The organism is Nocardia sp. NPDC059180, from assembly GCF_042754945.1.
GTDB lineage: Bacteria > Actinomycetota > Actinomycetes > Mycobacteriales > Mycobacteriaceae > Nocardia.
Window position 1 is genome coordinate 160,819 of sequence record NZ_JBHZBU010000004.1, and the last position, 21,098, is coordinate 181,916.

1 protein-coding gene (running past both ends of the window) is annotated in these 21,098 nt (G+C 64.3%); it reads right to left on the bottom strand.

All 21,098 nt of this window come from inside a single coding sequence — locus ACFXNW_RS15005, DUF2332 family protein, on the bottom strand. Of the gene's 63,105 coding nucleotides, 26,516 precede the window and 15,491 follow it; the stretch shown corresponds to coding positions 26,517-47,614 — codons 8,839 (partial) to 15,872 (partial); the first complete codon in reading order (the gene reads right to left) occupies window positions 21,095-21,097. The start codon and the stop codon both lie outside this window.

Consider the following 21,098-nt stretch of genomic DNA (forward strand, 5'->3'; position numbering starts at 1 on the left):
CGGTGTCCGGTTGATCCGGGCGCGGTGTGCTCATGGCGGCGAAGGCGAGGTCCAGGAAGCGATCCAGGTCGTCGACGAACTCCGCGAGTGCCGGCGACTGCGACTGCTCGACGAGCTGTCGCAGTTCGGTCAGCAGATCTTCGGACGCCGTCGGCGGCGAGTCGGTGCTCAGGTGTGGTATCCCGAGCACGCCGGCGAGTTCTTCGCCGAGCTGGTTGTGCCGGTCACGCAGTTGCTCGGCCAGTTCGACTGCCTGCCGTGCCTCCGCATCCGCCCGGTCCCGCGCCCATTCGACCATCGGCCCGATCACCGACAGCAAGCGGTCGAGATTCGCCCGGCCCGCCACAATGCCGCGCTCCAGCTCGTCCATGCCCCGCAACTCGTGTTGCAGGGGGGCGATCGCCCGCAACAGTGTGGCGGGTTCGACGAGCTCTTGGTCGAGGTGAAGCCGGGCGGCCACGGCTTGACGCGCGGCTTCGAGTGCGTCGGCGATCTCCTCGACGCCCTGGGGCATGGCGCCGTTCCCACGGCGCGGGCCGACGATTTCCGGACCGGGTGCCTGTGCGGCAGGCTGCGTGTGGGCAGTGGTGCCTTGCTGCCATGGGTTCGACCGCGGGTCGGCCGGATTCGGATCTTCGGTCACCTGTGTCGCTGGGTGGGGTACAGCGTTCCATGGAGTTGTCGGCTCGGTGTGGCTCGGTTGGCCAGAGGGGCCGTCCTCGGCGCCGGCTGTGCTTTGTGCCCGTGGCAGGCCGTCCTCGGGATTCGGTGCGGGAGCGGCGGGTTTCGACTCGCTGGATGCGGGCTCCCTGGACGTGGATTGTTTCCACGGATTCGGCGACGATGAGCCCGAAGAGGATCGGCCCAAGTTGGTGAGTGCTGTACCCGATTCTGTTGCGGGCGGGGGTGTTCGATCTTCGCCCTCGTTCGGCACGGCCCCCAGATCAGTCCAGTAGGCGTTGACCTCGAGATCGTTGGCCATGCCTCTGGTGCCTGCCACTAGGCCGGTGAATTGCTCGTCGGTTCTCAGGAAATAGAACTCGTAGGACTCGTCCGAGGCGACCGATCGATCGCCTTCCGGCAGCTGCTCTACGACCCGTCTCATGTCGGTCGTGATGTCACGGCCGATCTGTCCATCGACGTAGCGGATGATGCCGTGGTCGTTGACCACATTCAGTACGTGCCCGTCAGCCTCGCCCTTGCGGACTGCAAGCATGCCCCGGGCGAGATGTCCTCCGTCCGCCAACTCCGTCTCGAGGTCGACCAGACTGGTCACGGGCCGGAATGTAGTCGCGTAGTGCGCATCGATGAACGGCGACCGGAATTGCCCTTCCTCGAAATAGGTACGAGCCCAGGTCTTTCGCGGTGACGCGACGTAGTTCTTGCCGTCGAGATTGCGGTCGGTGACAATCGCGCAATCCGCGCAGTTGACATACGCCGAATCATCGCCGTCATCGGTCGCCCTCGGCGCCAAGGGGTTCACCGCACGGATGACGTCGAGCAGCGGGTCCGCGCCGAGGTGGCGGCCGGCATCCGCCTCGAGGAGACCCTCGGCGAGCTCGACGAGCCGTGTCACATCGGCCGATGCGGACCCCGCTGCGCGCATCCGGGCGGCGATGTCGCGCAACTCCGCGAAGGGGTCCGCACTCGACGGCTCGCGCCACTGCGTGCTCGAAGTGTCCAAGCGCAGCATGTTCTTCAGCCAGTCGTCCAGGTGACCCAGCCGGATATAGAACCGTTCGCGTTCGTCGGGCGTAACCCCTCGCGACATCGCCGCCCACATATCGCGGTCGTATCCGATTCGTTGGGCGACCCAGTCTCCGATCCGGCCGAGCGTGCCATGCTCGATCGCGCGGTCTCGCGCTTCCGCAGTCATCTCGCGCCACTCGGATTGCGCTAGTTCCATAGCATGCCAAATCAATTCCTGGTGGTCGAGCCAGTCAGGTTCCAATCCGAGCAGTTGTTCGAATTCCGAGCGTGCGCGTTCCGCTTCGCCGAATTCGGCAGTCGCGGGCGCGGTGTTCGGGAGCTGTGTGGTCCACGGAGTCGGCGACACGGCCGACCCGAGTCGATTCGGGTCGGTGGGCGTCGCGCCTTGCGCCAGCGGAGGTGCCACATTGTCGATTTCGGCGAGCACATCGTCTGTGCGGCGGGCCGGAGCGCCGGTTGCGTCGTCGCCGGCGACCGGAGCCGGTCGAGTTTCACCCAGGGCGTCGGCGATCGCGTCGAGAACATTCGCCGGGCCTGCTCGTCCCGCACCAGGCTCGCTCGGGCCGTGCTCACCCACGGCGGGATCGATACCAATGGTGTCGGTTTCCTCTGCGCCCGGACGCAAATCCACTGCGGCCCACGTGATCGAGCCGCCGCCCCATTGTTGTGTCCCCGATCGCGTGGCCAGATGCGCCGTAGGCAAGTGGTGTGCCTGCCCGGTGCGGCCGTCACTCGGGACGCGGTCGGCCACGGCAACACGGAATTCCAAGCCGTCCGTGCCCATCGTCACCATGCCGGTGAGCAGGGCTTCGCCGCGGGGCCCCGCCACCAGGCTGTCCACAAGGCCGATCGTCAAAGATGTCGCCGCCTGCCGGGCGTCGGCGCGGACGAGTTCAGCTGGTATCGAGCCGAATATGCGATCGACGAGCTCGGCGGGCTTGGCCAATACCTGCACTGGGTCATCGTCTGCCGGGAACAGATGCTCGCCTCGCGCGAACGCGTCGACTCCGTCGAACATATCGCTCGCGTTCGCGGTCAGATCGCTCCCGGCCGACCAATGTAGATCGACCAGCCAACTGTTGCGGTAGAACGCCAACGCCGCAGGCGAATTCGGTGCCGAGTTCACCGTGCGCTGGAACAGTTCGACCAGCGGTGTCACTGTCGCCTCGACGTCTCGTGGGCCTTTGACAGTCAGGGTGAGAACCTTGCTGCCCGGCTCGCCCGAGACGAACACGTTCAGTCGCCACGGTCCGGCATCGGCAGCCACGGCCGCGAACTCGGAAATCCGCCGTGACAACACTGTCTCGGCCGCGGCGAGTTGGCCGGGATCTGTCCAGCCGTGCTGCGCCATCTTGGTGCGCGCCTGTCGCGTAGCGGCGGAGAGCGTTGTTTCGCTGACGACGCGGTCGATAATCGTGAGGTCGGGTTCCTCCCCGCCGAAGGGCCGGAAGACGACCTGGCGGTATCGCATCGTCCCGATTCCGGCGTGGTCCCGGACGATCTCCATGGTCAGCAATCCGGACTGCGTAATTCGCGCTGTGAACCTGGTGTTTTCTTGCCAGTTGTTCATCACGTCTTGGACCATGTACTGGGCGAGGTTCATCGCTGTCCCGGCATCGCGGCTGACGGCGCGGTCGGGGAGCAGATTGCGCACTACATTGCGTGCTTGGACAGGCGGTCGTCCGCGCCGGGGGTCGATGTCCATGACTTGCGAGTCGACGATCGGATCGTCGACTGCGGGCAGCGCCGCGTCGCGGGGCGGGATGATCACCGCGTCGTCGATTCGACGGAAGTCGAGAACCACACGCCGGGATCCTGGTGTCACATCGGTTGTCCACCTGGTGGTTCCGATCTCGAGGACCCGGACGAGCTCAGCCGGAATGTCGCGACGGGTGTCGTGCGCAATCGTCACCTCGAGGCCCAGCGGTTCGTCCGGCTTCGTCTGTATCTCGACGATGGTGCTCGATGCGGCGGCGGCGACCGCATCACGAACAGTGCGCGATACCGCGGAGCGGGATTCTTCCGGCCACTCGGGCACCGCGTGGTTGATCAACGCCAGCACGTTCTCGGCCATGTGCGGATCGTCAGGGGACAACCGTACTGTCGTGCTCCGTGGCTGGATTCGGTCCAGTTCGTCCCATTCAGCGACTACCGGCTCGTCGGAAGCTTGCCCCAGCCGCGCGGAATCTTCGTGTGGAACGGTGGCCCGGAACAAGATCTGAACCGGTGTGGCATCGACCAGCGTCACAGCCAAGCCGTCGGAGGGCGAGCCGAGCACGGCCACCAACCGATCTACGCCGAATTGCGCCGCGTTCGCGTAATCGGTGTGCACCCATTCAGGATTCGGCTCGACTGTCAGTTCCGCGCTTCGAGCCGTCACGCGGGATCCGCGATCCGACAGTGCGGCCACGAGGTTCGCCGCAGCCTCGGACCCATCGCCAAGCACCAACCACCTGGTGTAGCCGTGCGGTCCGTACTCGACCCCATGATTGTCGGCGTAGACCGGGGCAAGGTTCGGTTGCGCGCCGTCGGCGACGAGCACCAGACCCCCGACGCCGCGCACCCGACCCTCGACACCGACGGCCTCGACGCCGTCTGCCGTCCACAACCAGGTCACCACCACAGTGCCCTCGGCCACCGGGTCGTGCGCGATTTTGCTCACCAGCTCACCGATCAGCAGCTCCAACGTCTCGCTGCGGAAACCTGCCCAACCGGAACCGTTTTCGAAAAGGTCGTTGACGAGGTCGGTGACTTCCCCGGCGAGACGCTCAGCGTCATCGTGCTGCCCGATCTCGAGGACGCGCACCGCTACCTCGCCGACCTCCTTCGGCTCCTGCACGGGTACCGGCTCCGAAGCCCCGGTGTGCACGTTCTGATCGGTGCGGTCACCCGAAGTTGGTTCGGGTACCGGATCGGGGCCGTTCGCGGCTGGGCGGGAATCACCTGGTGGCTCGGCATCGGGCGTGTTGTAGAAGAAGGTGGACGGGTCGAGTCCGTCCGGGCCGAGACCGGAGCGGAATGGCCTGCGGCCTTGCCGGGAGGAGAGGCCAAGTGCTTCGCGCTGGTCGAAGGTGCGGTCGAATGACGACACGTCTCCCCGAGGCGTCGGTCCGGCGGCGCCGCCTGGCGATCGACGGGGCGGGAAAAGCTCGTTCAGTCGGCGCAGGACGTTGTCCAGTTGAGCGGTGTTTCCTTCGTCAGCGGCGTCGACGACCGTCTGGTGCTCTTCGCTTGCGAGGCGCTGCCCTCGTTGAAACGCGGTCTCACGGTGCTGAGTCGGTACTGATGTGCCCGGTGAATCTGTCTCGTCGGGGTCCTCCTGTGGCGCGGGCATGGGCGGGATGGCCGCCGTCACCGTGCCGGTGAGGTAGCCGGCGATTCGGCGGACGGCGCCCTGCACCATGAACTCGACGGTGGGTTCCGCGAGGCCCAACTGGCGCGCCATCACGGCGGGCGGTACGCCGCGGTCGAGCAGCCCCACCACGATCTGCTGCTGTTGCGTACCCAGCCGGGCGATGGCGTCCTGCAATTGCCGCACGCTCGCCGCGGCTATCGCGGCCGTGCGCGGATCCGATGCCGACTGCCGGTCGGCGAGGACGGCGGTCAAACGGTCGGCAGTCCGGATCCCCTCGTCGAGGATCGCGGCCCGCCGCTCGGGTGGGATCCACCGGCCCGAGCGCAGAAGTCGCAGCGCCCCGCGTTCACGCACGGTGAGGGACTCGAGGGCATCCACCATCTGCTCTCGGGTAGCTGTGGCCAGCGTCTGCTCGGGGTCGGAGGTTTCGGCACCGGCCGCCAAGGTGGCGAGAAGAGCGGCGCGGAACCGGTCCAGACGAAGTTGCGCGCCAACTGTCGAGGGGGCAGTGGCCTCGGCGGTGGCAGGCGCCCGGTCGGCGGCGATTCCGCGCGATTCGAGGTACGGGCCGACGTCCGGATCGTCTCCCAGGTATCCCTCGATGATCGAACGCAGGCCGATCTCTTCGTGGCGGAAGATGGCTTCGCGCATCCAGTCGCCGACAGTGCGGGTGAATCCGTGCTGCTCGATGCGCGCCTCGGTCGCCTTGACGACCATCTTGGCAAGGATGTCGGCGACGGGGTAGGCATACATGACACCGCCGTAGGACCCTCCGATGATGTGGCCGAAATGTTGCAACGGATGGCTATCGAGGACGTACGGCAGATCGAGCCCGAACCGTGCCAGTTCGGCGTCCTCGAGATTGCGGACCAGCGTCTGGAGGTCGGTGCCTGACGGGATGTTGTCCGGTGTGCGCAGATGCCACAGCAGATCGAGAACTGTGTAGCCGAAGTTGCGAGCGGTACCAACGCCCATGCGGGATTGCTTGGATGCCAGCAGCGCATCGATCAGGTGCGATGGCATCGTCTCGCCTGTCTCGAAATGCCTCGCGTACTTGCCGATAACCTCCGGACGCGACCAGAACATTTCCATCACCTGAGCCGGGAACTCGGCCCAACTGCGTGGTTTGCGGCTGCCGAGCAGCTCTCGAACGCCGTCGCCGACATTGATGTTCACGGCGTGCCCGAACTCGTGGAACACGGTGACGACATTGTCCGGGATCAGTTTGGCCGGCTTACCGGGTTGCGGTTTGGCGAAATTCGTCGTGACGACGCATACCGGGAGTTGCCCGGTCGGTGCGAACTTGTTGATGATCCCCTGCGTCCACGCTCCGGCACGCTTCCCCGGTCTGGTGAACGGGTCGTACAAAACCAGTCCCAGCTTTTCTCCTCCCTTATCGGTTACCTCGAACGCGCGGACATCTGAGTGGAACTTCGGGATATCTTGGCGTTCGGTGAAAGTCAGACCGAAGAATGTCTTCGCGAACCCGAAGAACCCGTCCTCGAGTACCTGATCGAGCACCAGGTGTTCCTGTATTTCTTCGCTGAGCCGCGTGTTCGCGCCATCGGTGCTGCCCTCGGAGCCGGCGAGAGCGAGGCGGCGAGCGTAGGGTGCGTCCCACGATTCCAGCCGCTCCAGGCCCAGCAACTCGGCGCCTTGTGCCAACTCCTCCTTCGCCGCGGCGACTGTCGGCGGGGTGAGCTTGTCCAATAGCGCAGACCATTGTTGCGGACTGACGGGCTCGTCTTCAGTGGCGAATGCAGCGTGATCAGGATAGCCGAGCAGGTGTGCGCGTTCGGCGCGCAGCCGTGTCACCTCGACAGCAATATGAGTGTTGTCATGCTCTGCGCCCCGGCCGATTTCGGTCGCGGCGTGATGCAGCCGCTCGCGCAGCGTCGGGTCGTCCAGCACCGTGAGCAGTGGCTGATAGTTACCGGAGGCGGCGGGGGTGAGTTCGATGATGTACCCATCAGCAAGGCCCCGGGCTTCGGCTGCGGACTTCGCCGCATCGATCTGCGTCTGCGTCATGCCGGACAGACTGCCGACGTCGGTGACGTGGAGCGCCGCGTCCTTCATCGCCGCCGATACATTATTTTGGTAATCATTAATCAGGGCGGCGATTTTTTTGTCAATGTCCCTGAGTAGCTTCTGTTTTTCGGGCGGAAGGTCGATGCCGGTTCGGCGGAAATCCTGATAGAGGCGATGCAGATGCTCCTCGGTGGCAGGGTCGAGATCAAGGTCGTGATGCTGCTCATAGAGTGTTTTCACCCGCTGAAAGAAGTTTCTATCGGTGAAGATCCTACTGCGTAGATCAGATGTCATCGCCCAGATTTCCGGGATGATCTCATCGATTCCAGGGAACCGCTCAGCATCTCCGAGATTACCTTCGATGACATAGACTGCGTTGATGACGCGATCGAGCAGCTTTCCGGCGGCGGCGAATCGGTCGAGGGTGTTGGCGATGTTCGCGGGTTCTGGGTCGTTCGAAATCGCGTCAATCTCGGAGCGGTATTCCGCGACCGCAGTGCGCATAGCCGGGAGTAGGTGTTCGGAGCGGAGCAGGTCCCAGCGGACCATGCCGTAGGCCTCGGCGTTCTCGTCAGCGGCGATCAGCGGGTTCGAGCTGTCGGCGAGAGGTTCGGCTGGGCCGATCTCAGCTGCCGAGTCATCGACTGCCGGCATGAGGACGCGCCGGGGGCCGGAGTCTTGTTGATCGACGCCGAGTCCCGACGAGGCAGCGGGCTCGACAGGAGCGGGGGTTCGGTCGGCCGGGATACCGCGTTCTTCGAGGAAGGGGCTGACATCCGGGTCATCGCCGAGGAGGCCTTCGACAATCTTGCGCAGGCCGGTCTCATTGTGGCCGAAGACATTGTCGCGCAACCAAGCACCGACCACCTCACGAGACAACCCATGCTGTTCGATGAGTTGCTCGGTGGTGTTGATGGCCATCTTGGCGAGGATGTCGGCCACGAGGTAGGCGAACATCACACCGCCGTAGCTCGAGCCCATGATGTGGCCGTAATGCTGCAGGCTGTGACTGTCGGTGACGTATGGCAGATCGAGTCCGCGCTCGGCGAGCACGGCGACCTCGAGGTCACGAACGATTCGTTGCAGATCCGCACCTGAGGGCAACTCGTCCGGTGTGCGCTGATACCACATCAAATCGTGAATGGTGAAGGTGAGGTTGCGGGCGGTGGCGATACCCATCAGCGATTGCCTGGATGCCAGCAGGTCCGCGGCCATGGCCGGTGGCATCGGTTCGCCACTGACATGATGTTTCGCGTAGTTGTCGAACACAGCGGGATGAGACCGGAACATTTCCATCACCTGGGCCGGGAATTCGGCCCAGTTGCGTGGCATGCGCGTACCGAGCCGCTCGCGGGCGCCGGATCCGAGAACCAGGTTGATGGAATGCCCGAACTCGTGGAACAGGGTGCCGACCCAGTCCCACGTCAGCAGGACCGGTTCTCCTGGCGGTGGTTTGGGCACGTTCAAGGTGACGATGCATACGGGGAGTTGCCCGGCCGGGTCGAACTTGTCGACCAGAACGTGCGTCCACGCACCACCGCGTTTTGTCTTCAATCGTGCGAACGGGTCGAACAGGACGAGACCGCGCTTCTCACTACCCTCGCCGGTGACTTCGAAGGTACGGACATCCGGATGGAATACCGGGATATCGCGGCGTTCGGTATAGGTGAGGCCGAATAACGCCTCCACAGTGAAGCGGAACCCTGCATCGAGTACCTGCTCGAGTTCCAAGTAGTTCTGGGGGTCATTGCCGCCCGGCCCGGTCGCGTTGCCGGTGGTGTCGGGCGCGGTGGTCTGGGCCTGGCGCTTGGCGTAGGGAACATCGTAGGCTTCCAGCCGCTGCAGGCCGAGTAGCTCGGCTCCCTGTACCAGTTCTTCTCGAGCCGCCGCAACCGTGGGCTCGACCAGCTTGTCCAACAGGACAAGCCATTGTTGCGGACTCACGGGCTCTTCCTCGGCGACGAAGTCCGCGTGGTCCCGGTAGCCGAGTACCTCGGCTCGGCTTGCACGCAACCGCAACACCTCGATGCCGATGCTGGTGTTGTTATGAGCTTCGCCGCGGCCTATCTCGGTGGAAGCGTGGTACACCCGTTCCCGCAGTTCGCGGTAATTCAGCACGTCGAGCAGGGGCTGATTGTTCCCGGAGGACGTGGGAGTCAGCTCGATCACGTATCCGGGCAGACCCCGAGCTTCTGCGGCGCGTCTCGCGGACTTGATCTCCCCCGCAGACATACCGGACAGGTGTTCGGCCTCGGTGACATGGATGGCCGAGTCCTCATATGCCTCCAGCATATTTTCGTTGTATGTGCCGATGAGTTCGGTGATCTTGCGATCGATTTCTTCGAGTAGCTCCCTCTTCCCTCGAGGCAGGTTGATGCCGGTGCGGCTGAACTCCTGGTAGAGGCGTTGCAGATGTTCTTCGGTGGCCGAGTCGAGGGCCAGATCGTTACGCTGTTCGTGGAGTGTCTTCACTCGATCGAAGAAGGCCTTATTCGTGAATACTTCCCGGACGATATCGGATTTCATCGCCTTGATCTTGGTAATGATCTCGTCGATACCGGGGAACCGTTCGGGATCCTTGTGGTTGTCGGCAATAACCGCAACCACTCGATCCACTCGACTGATGGCTTTCCCCGACGCAGCGAAGCGTTCGAGGGTTTCGGCGATGCTCGCCGGTGCGCTGGTGATCGCGGCGATGTCGCGCCTGAACTCCTCGATCGCGGCCTCCATCGCCGGGATCAGATGTTTGGACTCGAGCAGATCCCAGCGCACCATCCCGTAGGCGTCGACGTTCTCGTCCGCGGTAAGCAGCGGGTTCGTGGCGTCCGGATCGCTGGGCTCGGGAGCCACCGGGATGTACCCCGCACGCATCGCCGCAACCACCAGCCCAGGTCGGTGGTGAGTGCCGAGCTTCTGATTGATGTTGGCGACGTAGGTCTTCACGGTCGCCGGGGTGAGACCGAGAGCAGTCCCGATTTCGCCGTTCGTCCGGCCGGCTGCGATCAGCTCGGTCACCTCGCGTTCGCGAGGGGTCAATTCGGGTTGGGCGGCGGTGTGAACAGGTCCACGGACGGTGCTGGGCGACGTGTCCGGGATCAAGCCTGTCAGAAGGCCGACCGCCACCGCGCCCGCACGGGTTCCGACGTTCAGTTTGTGGTTCGTGCGCGATGCGTATGAGTCCACGGTCTGAGTCGTGAGACCGACCTCGGTCGCGATTTCCTTGCTGGTCATGCCCTCCGCGGTCCAGATGAGAACCTCGACTTCGCGTGCGGTCAAGGGTGCGGTCGGGCCGGAAGAGTCAGCAAGTGCAAGGTCCGCGGGAGAAAGCTGACCGGTGCGCAAGGCGATCGCCACCGATCCCGGTCGGGTGGCAGAACCCAGCTTTTCTCCGATGCGTTGGATGTGCGCATTGACGGTGTCCTCGGCCATTACCAGGGAGGCCGCGGCTTCTTCGCTCGTCTTTCCTTGTGCGATCTGTACGAGTACTTCGTGTTCTCGATCAGTGAGGGCAGGGCCGGGCCGGAGGTGGACGGAGGGGGCGAGATCGTCGAGGGCGAGGATGCCCCGACGGACCGCTTCGACCACTGCCGCTGCTGTGTCATCGGCATCGAGTGTGTTCTGAATGCGCGCGAAGTGCGCTCGCACCGTTCTTTCCTTCAGCCCGAGCGCTTCTGCAATCTCTCGGGTGGGGATGTCGGCCGCCGACAGCCGGAGTTCGGTGAATTCGACATCGCTCAGCGTGCCGGTGGGGTCGAGTGGCTCCGGCTGCAACCTCTCAGCGAGTTCACTGAGCGCGTAGCCGTGCAATGTGGAGAGCGCAGGCCCGTTCTGCGCCGCATTCGCCGATTCGTCAACCAGCCGGCGCGCCTGCGGGCCCAACTGTTGATAGGCGTCTCGGAACTCGCGCGCACTCATCTGTGCCAACGCTTGCGCTGTCGGATGGGCCTCCCCGACGCGGTTGGCCTCCGCGTACCCCGAAGCCAGTGCTTTCCTGATCGCGTCGAATGACCGAGCGCCGTCCGAACCACCGAAATCGTTGAAGCGGTTGAAGACGGCTGGATCTCGGCCGTCGGGGCCGTGTTGCCTGCCAGGTTTGCCTATCAGCGTGTGGCGTTCGGGGGCAAAGGGGTTGAAGTCGGGATCGGGCTGGTAGCTGACTCGCGGGGCAGGTTCGCGTGGTGGGGCGAGCTCGTCGATATGTGCCGCGGGGGTGCTGGACTGTCCGCGATCACCTCGGCCCGAGTCGTCGGACTTCTTGCCTCTTGGCGTGTTCACCCGGCCGGGGGTGATCTCATGGTCGGCGGGGACGAGGATGTGCTGCAGTCGCCCGGCGTAATCGAGCAGCTTGTAGGGAGGCTGGTCCCAGGTCTTGCCGTTCTGCGGGTCCCACCACACCGGAGCGATCGCGTCCAGCGGATACACCACCAGTATGAGATGGCCACTGTCGGCGATGGGCCGGTTTATGAAGTCGTAAAGCTTCTCACCGGTGTCCGGGTCGGTTGCGTGCCACTGCAGGCGCACCACCGCTGCGGCGCCCGGCCCCCGTGCATCTACTTCATCATGGATGAGGTCGAGATCGTTGCCTACCGGGGTTCTTCTGCTGAACCCTGGCCACTCCAGCCCCAGCCAGTCGGCGAAGCGATGGTCACCGTTCAGTTCGCTGCTGAGTTGGGACACCCCGTTGACGAAGGGCAGCCACACTGGTCGCGCCACCTCGGGCGTGCCGAAGAATGAGGCCAACCCAGCCGCCGCGGTGTCGACGCAGTTGGTGGCTCGGCCATAGACACTGGGGCCACCGTCGTTGATCAACCGACCGTAGGCGTTGGTCCGGGGGTCGGCGCCGACGAGGTAGCGGTCTCCGTTGCGCAGCGCATCCCGGACCGCGGCGTGATCGCCGAAATCTTCGAGTCTGCCGAGATGGCCCGGGCGGATGCGACGGCTCTGGGCCAACCCGCCGAATCGCGACGCCGTATTCGCGGCGGCGTCAGCATCGCCGATCCAGTTCATTTCGGGATGCGGGACCGGATTGCCACTGCCGTCGAAGAAGAGGGCGCGAGCAGTTGGTGCCTGATCGTCGGCCCGGAATATCTCCACGTCGGCGTCAGGGGCGATCCGCACCACGACATCGTCGTAGTACTCGAGAACAAACGGTCGCGCAAGCTCGCCGCTGTCCACGATCACCGAGGCCTCGTCTCCGAGCCGCTCCAGTATGGCGCTGATTCGATTAAGGGCGATCGGTTGGGTGAACCGGCCGCCCGACATCGCTTCCAGGTCTGCTTGGGTCAGCGCGGTCGAGTCGTTCACCCGAGCGGAATCCGACAGTATCTCCGCTCGGTACAGGTCGTTGATGATGCGGGCAACCGATGCGCGGGCGTCATCGGGGAGGTGTGCGGCGACATCGCCGAGGTCGGTTGTGTCCGCACTGAGTTCTGCCAGGATTTCTCGTACCCTGGCCGCATTCGCGGCGGTGTCTCCGCCGTAGCGCGCCGCGAAAACCTCGGCGTGCAGTAGGTCCGTGACGGCGCCGTTGAGGCGGCGGACTCGGTCCTCGGCGATCTGGTGTCGTTCGATGTCGCGGACCTTTTCGTGGCCCTCTGGACCGGTGCGCAGGCTGAAGGCGTCGTCGAAGGGGTGCGTGGCCGCGATCTCGCGCAGCAATGCGCTGTCGGTCGCCTCGGGGTCCAATCGCAGTAACTTGGCGGCAAGGTCGCGGCTGGTCCGAAGCCTGGCGAGTTCTGCTTCGGCCAGTCGTCTGACATGGGTCAAATGTTGATCCGGTGCATCCGGCTGTGCCGCAGGAGCGCTGGACTGTCCGCGAACATCTGAGCCCGATTCGTCGGCCCCCTCGCCCCTTGGCGTGTTCGCTCGGCCGAGGGTGATCTCATGGTCGGCGGGGACGGGTATGTGCCGCAGCCGCGCGGTGTCATCGAGCAGCTTGTGGGGAGGCTGGTCCCAGGTTTCGCCGTTCTGAGGGTCCCACCACACCGGACCCTCCGCGTCCAGCGGATAGACCACCAGTAGGAGATGGCCACTACCATCGGTGACTGGCCGATTTTCGGAGTCGTAAAGCTTCTCCCTGGTGTTCGGATCGATTGCGTGCCACACCACATCCACCACCGCCGCGGAGCCGGGCCCCATCGCATCTACGTCATCATGGATGAGGTCGAGATCGTCGCCTACCGGGGTTTTGCTACTGAACCCTGGCCACTCCAGCCCCAGCCAGTCGGCGATGCGTTGGAGGCCGTTCGATTCGCCGGTGAGTTCGGGGACCCCGTTGACGGCGATCGGCAGCCACATTGGGCGTGCCACCTCGGGCGTGCCGAAGAATGAGGCCAACCCGGCTGCCGAGGTGTCGACGCAGTTGGTGGCTCGGCCATAGACGCTGGTGCCACCGTCGTTGATCAACCGACCGTATGCGTTGGTGCGGGGATCGGCGCCGATGAGGTAGCGATCTCCACTGCGCAGTGCATCCTGGACCGCGGTGTGATAGCCGACATCTTCGAGTGTGGAGAGACAGCCCGCGCGGATGCGGCGGCTCTTGTCCAACTCGCCGAATCGCGACGCCGTATTCGCGGCGGCGATAGCATTGCCGATCAGGAGCAGCTCGGTGTCCTTCAGTTCGGCATCGCCGGTGTTCCAAATGTCCGCAGGCAGCCCCAGGTGGATGCGAACCTCCTCCACCAGGGCCTCCCAGTCGCCGGATACCGACCACGTACCCGGGCCGGCGAAAGGCTCTGCGTCGACGATGTGCACATGCGCCGCGTCCGGATCGTCGGTCGCAATCACATCCACGAGCAGCGTGTCGCCGTACGGCAAGGGCTCATCGGTGTTGATGGCGTCATCGATGATCTGCTGGATACGCGCCACGAGCTCCACCGGCTCGCCATGCGCGAGAGCGCCGGAGGTGACATAGGCCGAAATGGTTGCCACGGTCACCGGCGAGCTCCCCGCGGAGAACCTGTCGACCTCGAATGCGGGAACCGACGTCCGAGTAGGCAAGTCGACGGGGGCATAGGCGACCCACACCGGAGTGGGGTCATCACCATCTGGGATCTGATCCGACAGACGTTCGCGGACGGCGGCAGGCCCCTGAGTCGCTCCGGACCAGGGGGTCTCCGCGCGGACCTGCGCGTTCTGCTGCCATGGGGTGGGGAATGAACCGGCGTGATTCGGTGCGGGAGCGAAGTTTTCCGCTGCGCGGAAGGTGGGCATCGCGGACGGGGGACGCTGCCGAGGACTCGACGAGCCTGTCGCGTCCTCGTCGGTCGCGGCCGGCGCCCACGGTACCGGTGCTTCGGGTCGGTCTGGGTGACCGGTGCGCGCACTGGGGTCCACTGCCGGGCTCGATTGTTGCGGTGGGGCCACATCGTCGATGTCAGACAGGAGATCTTCGAGATTGCGACGTATCGGTGCGGCGGCGTTTTCGTCTGGGGCGGCGGGGGCGGGGTGTTGTTCGCCAAGGTCTTCGGCGATTGTGCCCAGCACGTCTGCCGCGCTCCGCCGGCTTGCGTCGGGCTCGCTGAACTCGGGTTCCCGCGCCCCCGACGACCGGTAGACAGACTGGAAAACTCGCTCGCTGCCGGCATTTTCGTGCTGCCGCACGATTTCCATCGTCAGCAATCCCGACCGAGTGATCCAGGCCCTGAATTCGGTGTTCTCCTGCCAGGCCCAGAGCTGTTTCTGAACGATGAAATCGGCCCGGAACATCACCTCCTCGACATCGTGATCATCGCCACGGCCAGACATCAAGTCGCCGACCAAAGTCCGGGCGTCGGTGACCGATTGAGGCAGAGGGAGGATTTCCATGACTTGCGATCCCACGATCGGATCACCGGCTGAGGCAACCCTGGCATCACGGGAACCGATGATCACCGCGTCGTCGTTCCGGCGGAAATCGGCGACGATATCTCGGAGTCCGGGATCGACGTCGGCTCGCCACACTGTTGCGCCGAGTTCCAGCACCCGGATGATTTCCGGTGGTACTTCGAGACCGCCGGAGAACGAGATGCCCACCTGCAGGCTCGAATCCTCCTGCGGCTCCATCATTACCTCGACCCGGGGAGCATGGGTCAGGGCTTCGTTCACCACGTCGATCACCGTCTCCGCGACCGTGGCCTGCGCGGTGGACGGCCAAGACGGCAGGCCCGCAGAGACTGCCGCGCGAATGTCGCCGCGCAGGTCGAAGTGACCAGAGGTGAGCGACAGGTTCGCCCGCAGAGGTCGAGGGGCGCGTGGTGCTGCTTCCGCGGTCGGTTCGACGCCGTCTCCGATGACCGCCCAGAATGTGTAACCGTCAGTGTTGAAATCAATCCCGTGCCGGTCTACATGCTCCGGGACCGGTCCGAGACTGATCGCGTCGGTTCCGCGAACTCGCAGTCGAAGCCCGACTTCCTTGCGGCCGCTGACCTCGCGTGTGGTCGCCACGAGCGTTCCCGCGGCCTCCGGTGTGTTCAGAAGGTTGCTGACCAGTTCGTTGACGGTCTGACGGACCCTCGGGAGTTGACCGGGCCGCCAGAACGGGACTACGGCGTGGAGCACGTCGCTGATCAGTGCATAAGCGTCATCCAGGACGCTCTCCGGATCCGCTCCCGGCCTGATCGCGACTTTCCCGACCGTTACATCGGTGTCGGGATCGTGGGCGGTCTCGCCAAATGGCTCCGCCGTGTCTTGTTCGTCGGAGACTGGGGATTCCGGTGTCGGGATCGGGGCATATTGATTGAAATCAGAGCTGCCCCATTCCTGCCCGCCACCGCCCGGAGGGGTGTGGTTCAGTATGGCGGGGTTCAGTCCGAGCCCGCCGGAAATCTCCATACGGCGTTTCCGGGTGCGGCGCTCTGGTGCGAGGGCGTCCTGGAAGGACAACGTCGGTCCGGGCGTGTGGCCGCCGCCCCCTGACGGTTTCGGGTTCTGCTGCGTCGTAGTTTCCGCCGATGCGGATTCTGTGGCAGTCGAAACCCCGGGTGCGGCCTCGCTGATGAATCCGAGTTCCCGAGCTTTCGCCACCAGTTCGGCAGGTTCGCCGGGACCGAGTAGGTTCCGGGCCAGACGCAGGTATTCCGCCACTGCATGCTCGGAAACATGCATGGCCGCTGCGATTTCCGGTCGGGTTTTGCCGGCTGCGACGTGCGTGAGCACAGTAATCTCACGCCCGAACTGCGTCGCCAGCCATTCGGGGTTCGCGGTGTCGATGATGCCTCGGCGGAGTGCCTCCCTGACAATCTCGAATCGATCGTTGGTACCGAGTTGCCGCCCGACCCTCGCCAGGTCACGGGTGACCGTATCCACCGACATATGGATCACGTCAGCGATTCTCGGGTTCGTCATGCCCTGGGCGACGTGGCGCAGGACCTCTAGCTCACGAACAGACAATCCATTCGGCTGCGCGCGCCCAGTGCCCTCTCCATGCGGGAGGGTGGTAACAGCGACGACCACGTCCTCCCCGGCGGCGACGCGGCCGCGCATCGCGGACACCGGCTGGCCTGCTCGGCCTACGTTATTGAGAACATCGACGGTGAACGCATCAGGATCGTCAGGTGCGAATGTGATCCGCAGCGCTTGGTAGGACGGCGTCATCCCGGTCAGTGATGCCAACGCACGACGCGCGCTTTGCTTTGCGGCCACCAGGCGAACCGGGTCACCGGCAGCCGCGGTGCGCAGCCACCGATCCTCTTCAGGTCGCATCACGAGTGCCCGGGTGCTGCGCGAGACCGGGCCGTTGCGCTCGGCGTGGATACCGATCGCCCGGACCTCGTCACCAGCGACCGCTGCGCCGACATAGAAGTCGTGCTGCGTGATCGCGCCTACGCCACCGGCGAAGATCAGCGATCCGCCCTGCCCAGCGGAGACCGGTTGGTCAGCCAGGCCCAAACTCCGCAACGCCTGTTCAGCGGCCCGTCGCACGTTCACGATCGGCGAGGTGTTCGGATCCTCGCCCACGAACTCGGCGGTGTGCACTCCCGGCGGCACGAGTCGCGCGATCAACCCGGGGCGTGCCGGTTCCGCTGATGCCTCGGGGGCCAGGGGGTCGACGGGTTCGGGCGGTGTCGTCGGTGCCGACGGGGCGCTGTGTGGCGGGGCCGACTGTCTGGGGTGGTCGCTGACGTTGGGATGGTCGCCTTCGGTGGGGGCGTCTCGTTTCTGGGGGTGGTCACCGTGCTCGGGGGAGTCGCGGATCGAGGGATCGTCGTTCGGCGCAGTGGGACCGGCTGCTGCCGACTCGGCTGAAGCCGGGGCAGTATGAACAGCGGTGGGGTTCTGGTCGACCTGGATACCGGCCGGTTCGAGGTAGGGGGATACATCGGCATCTTCGCCCAGGAACTCGTGGAGAACCTGCCGCAGCCCGATCTCCTTGTGGCGGTAGATGGAATTGTGCATCCACTCGCCGACCTCAGGGGTGAAACCGTGCTGCTCGATCATTTGCACGATCTTCTTGATAGCGATTCTTGCGAGGAGTTCGGAGGCCGGGTAGGAGTAGATCACACCGGTATATTCCAATCCGATCATGTGGCGGAAATGCTGTAGTGGAAAGGCATCGTCGACAAAGGTCATGTCCAGTCCGTACTCGGCCAACATCGATTGCTCGATCTGCCGCACCTGCGATTGCAAGTCGGCGCCGGACGGGACCTGGTCGGGACCCATTTGATTCCACAGCACATCCACCAGTGTGTACGCGAAAGTTTGTGCGATATCGATGCCCATGGTGGATCGCCCGGTGTTCTGGAGCTTCTCGATCATATCCTGCGGCATCGCTGCGTCGGCTCGCATCGCGTACCTGCGGATCACGTCGGGATGCGTCCGGAATATTTCGAGCACCTGCGCCGCGAACTCGGCGAAGGTCCTCGGCACGCGGTTGCCGAGGAGTTCTCGGACGCCCTCGCTCAGAAGAATGTGCAGGACGTGTCCGAATTCATGGAACCGAGTGAGGGTTTGGGCCCAAGTCAGCTGCGTCGGTTCGCCCAGCGGAGGTTTTACAACAGAGATGGATTCGAAGAATACCGGGAGTTGCCCGGTCGGGTCGAACTTGTCGATCAGATCCCATGTCGATCCGCCGCTGCGTTTTCCCGGCCTGGCGTATATGTCGAGCAAGTAGAGGCCGCGCTTGTTCCCGGCGGTATCTGTGACTTCAAACGTGCGGACATCGGGGTGGTAGGGGGGCAAATCGAATCGTTCAGTGAAGGTCAGGCCGAATAGTACTCTCGCGACGAAGAAGAGTCCTTCCTCGAGTACCTGATCGGACTCCAAGAATTCCTGAGCGGCTGCCACATCGATACCCTGCTCCTGCTCGAGGAGAACCTGTCGTGCGTAGAGCACATCCCACGCTTCGAGTCGTGGCAGGCCAAGGGCCTCGGCCCCTCTCTCCAGTTCGTCGTTGGTGGCGGCAACGGTCGGCGGGCCGAGCTTTTCCTGCATGGCGAGCCACTGTTTCGGGCTCAATGGTTCTTCCGCCGAGGCGAATTCGGCATAATTCGGATAGCCCAGGAGTTGCGCTCGGACGGCCCGGAGGCGCACAATTTCGACCGCGATGTGAGTGTTGTTGTGGTTCTCGCCCCGCCCGACCTCGGAGGCTGCACGGTAAAGCTCTTCTCGCAGTGCGCGATCGGTCAATACCGCGAGCAGCGGCTGGTAGTAGCCGGTTGCCGGGTTGTCGGGTGTGATGACATAGCTGTCCGGCAGACCGCGTTCTTCGGCAGCGGTTTTCGCCGCGCGCACCTGCTCGGGTGTCATGCCGTCCAGCCGGGAAACGTCGTTCACCACCACGATCGTCTCTGAACCCGCCTCGTCCAGGTTCCGGCCGTAGGTATCGATCAATCCTGTGAGTTCGGCGTCGATATCGACAAGTCTTTGTTTGTCGTCAGGCGATAGGTGGATACCGGTGCGACGGAAGTCCTCGAAGAGGCGTTCCAAGTGTTCCGTGGTGGCTGGGTCGAGGCCCAGAGCGCCTATCTGATCATGGAGGGATTTGATTCGCTCGAAAAGCCGTTCGTCCATGATCTCTATGCGGAACGCGGCGGACGCCGCCTTGATTTCCAGGATGATGTCCGCGATTCCAGGAAACCGTTCAGAGTCGTTGAGGTTGGTTTCGATGAGGTTGACCGTTGCCTCCACGCGAGCGAGGAGCCCGCCCGAGGCGGCAAATCGGTCCAGAGTGTTTGCGATGGTCGCCGGGGCGGGATCATCCCTGATAGCGGAGATCTCGAGCTCGGCTTGCTTGAATGCCTCCTGCATCGCAGGAATGAGGTGCTCGGACTCGAGCAGGTCCCATCGGACCATCCCGTAGGGCTCGGCACTCGCTGTCAGTAGCGGATTGGTGCTGCCAGCGGAACTCGCCGCCCGAACATCGTGCTCGTGGTCGGTGATCGGCGCTTCGACGGTGCCTGCCACCCCAGGCCCTTGTTCGCCACCGGAATCATTCGCCGGGGTGGCCGCCTCCGCTGTATCTACGGCCGGAGAGACAGGGCGAGATCGCCTCTCCGATGACTTGCCTCGCTCACCGCCCGCGAACGCGCCTGGCCGATGGGGCTCGGCAGCGAACCAGACGGACGGATCGCGGGGGCCGTAGGGCATGGCGATGCCGGGCTCCAACCAGGTGTCACTGGGTTTGTCTCGGGGAAGGTCGAGGAAATCCGACGAGGTCGACGGTCGAGTCCAGGCTGGGCCTGCCACGAGGCTCGCACGGACCTGCGAGCCTGGCTTCCGGTACGAGGCGGAACCGTCGGCTGTCCGTTCTCGGTCGGCAGGACTGACAGCGGGTCGGATCGACGCCACGGGGCCGGAGTGCCGCCGTCCGGCTTTCAGTGAGCCGAATCGCTGCTCGAGGCCGAGGGGTGTGTAAATGGCGTAACGCTGGGATGCAGGGCGTTCGATCACTATCGGTCTCGGCGCCGCCACGACCTTGCGCAGCCCACGGACGATCGCGCGCTGCGCCGATTCTGTCCGCTCGATCTCGGCATCGAAGCGTGCCTGCCACGCCGCGTCGGACTCCTCGAGTGGGTTCGGAACGTCCGCGCCTTCCTCCAATTCGACAAGTCGCTCGGCGAGACCTTCCAGGTACGCGTCGATCTCTTCAGCGCGCCGGTCGGCATCTGGCTGGTCGGGGATTTTGGCGGGGTGCCTGGTATTCGCGCGGGCACGGAGTCCGAGATCGCGAGCGACGGGGACGCCCTCATTGATGGTGAAGAAGGCGGCGAACGCTTCGCTGATCTCGCCGGTGGCTGGCCAGACGTCTTCGACGCTTTGGTTACCGCTGATGGTTCGTACCCGTGGAACGTCGATGTCGTGCTCGTCGACGAGGGGGCCGAAGAGCAGAACATTGCCTTCGAAGTTGACGGCCGCGAGGCCGAATACGTTGGCGCCCTGCCGAACGATCATATAGGCGCTGTCGATGCCGTTCTGTCGAGTTCGGACTGCATCGACCACACGGCCGATGGGGTCGCCGCCCTCGGTCGAAATGGGTCGAAGTTGCGCGCCCAGTACGGCTTCGAGGGGCTTCCAGTTGTCCTCGGCGTCCCATCGTGGGTCGTTCTCGTCGGGCTCGGGGGAAAGATCGGTGCCGAACGCCCGGAATACGCGGGCGAGTTGGATGGCGCCGTACCGGACGACGGCGGAGTCGGGAGGCTGGGCTGATCCGTCACCAGCTGGTGGCAGTTCATAGGTCTGCTTGCGGGCAGCGAACCCGACCGCTGCTGCCCCCACGGTTGTCAACCCGAAAAGTCCGGCTGCCGCCATCGCTAGAGAATGGTTACCCATCACCGGCAAAACGGCAGCGATAGAGGAGAGCGCGCCTATTCTTCCGACGGTTCCGAATATATCGAGTGTCGATTTCGCCCCTCCGAGGGCGCTGTCGGGAATTGCGCGATTCTGATGGGCCTGATAGGCGATGTTGTTGACATAATTGGTTGAACCGACGGCAGCCATTGCGGCTAGAAGGATATGTGGTTCCGAACTGTTTCCATAGGCGAGCAACAGAAACGCCGATGACGCCATTGAGATCGGATAGGTGAATTTT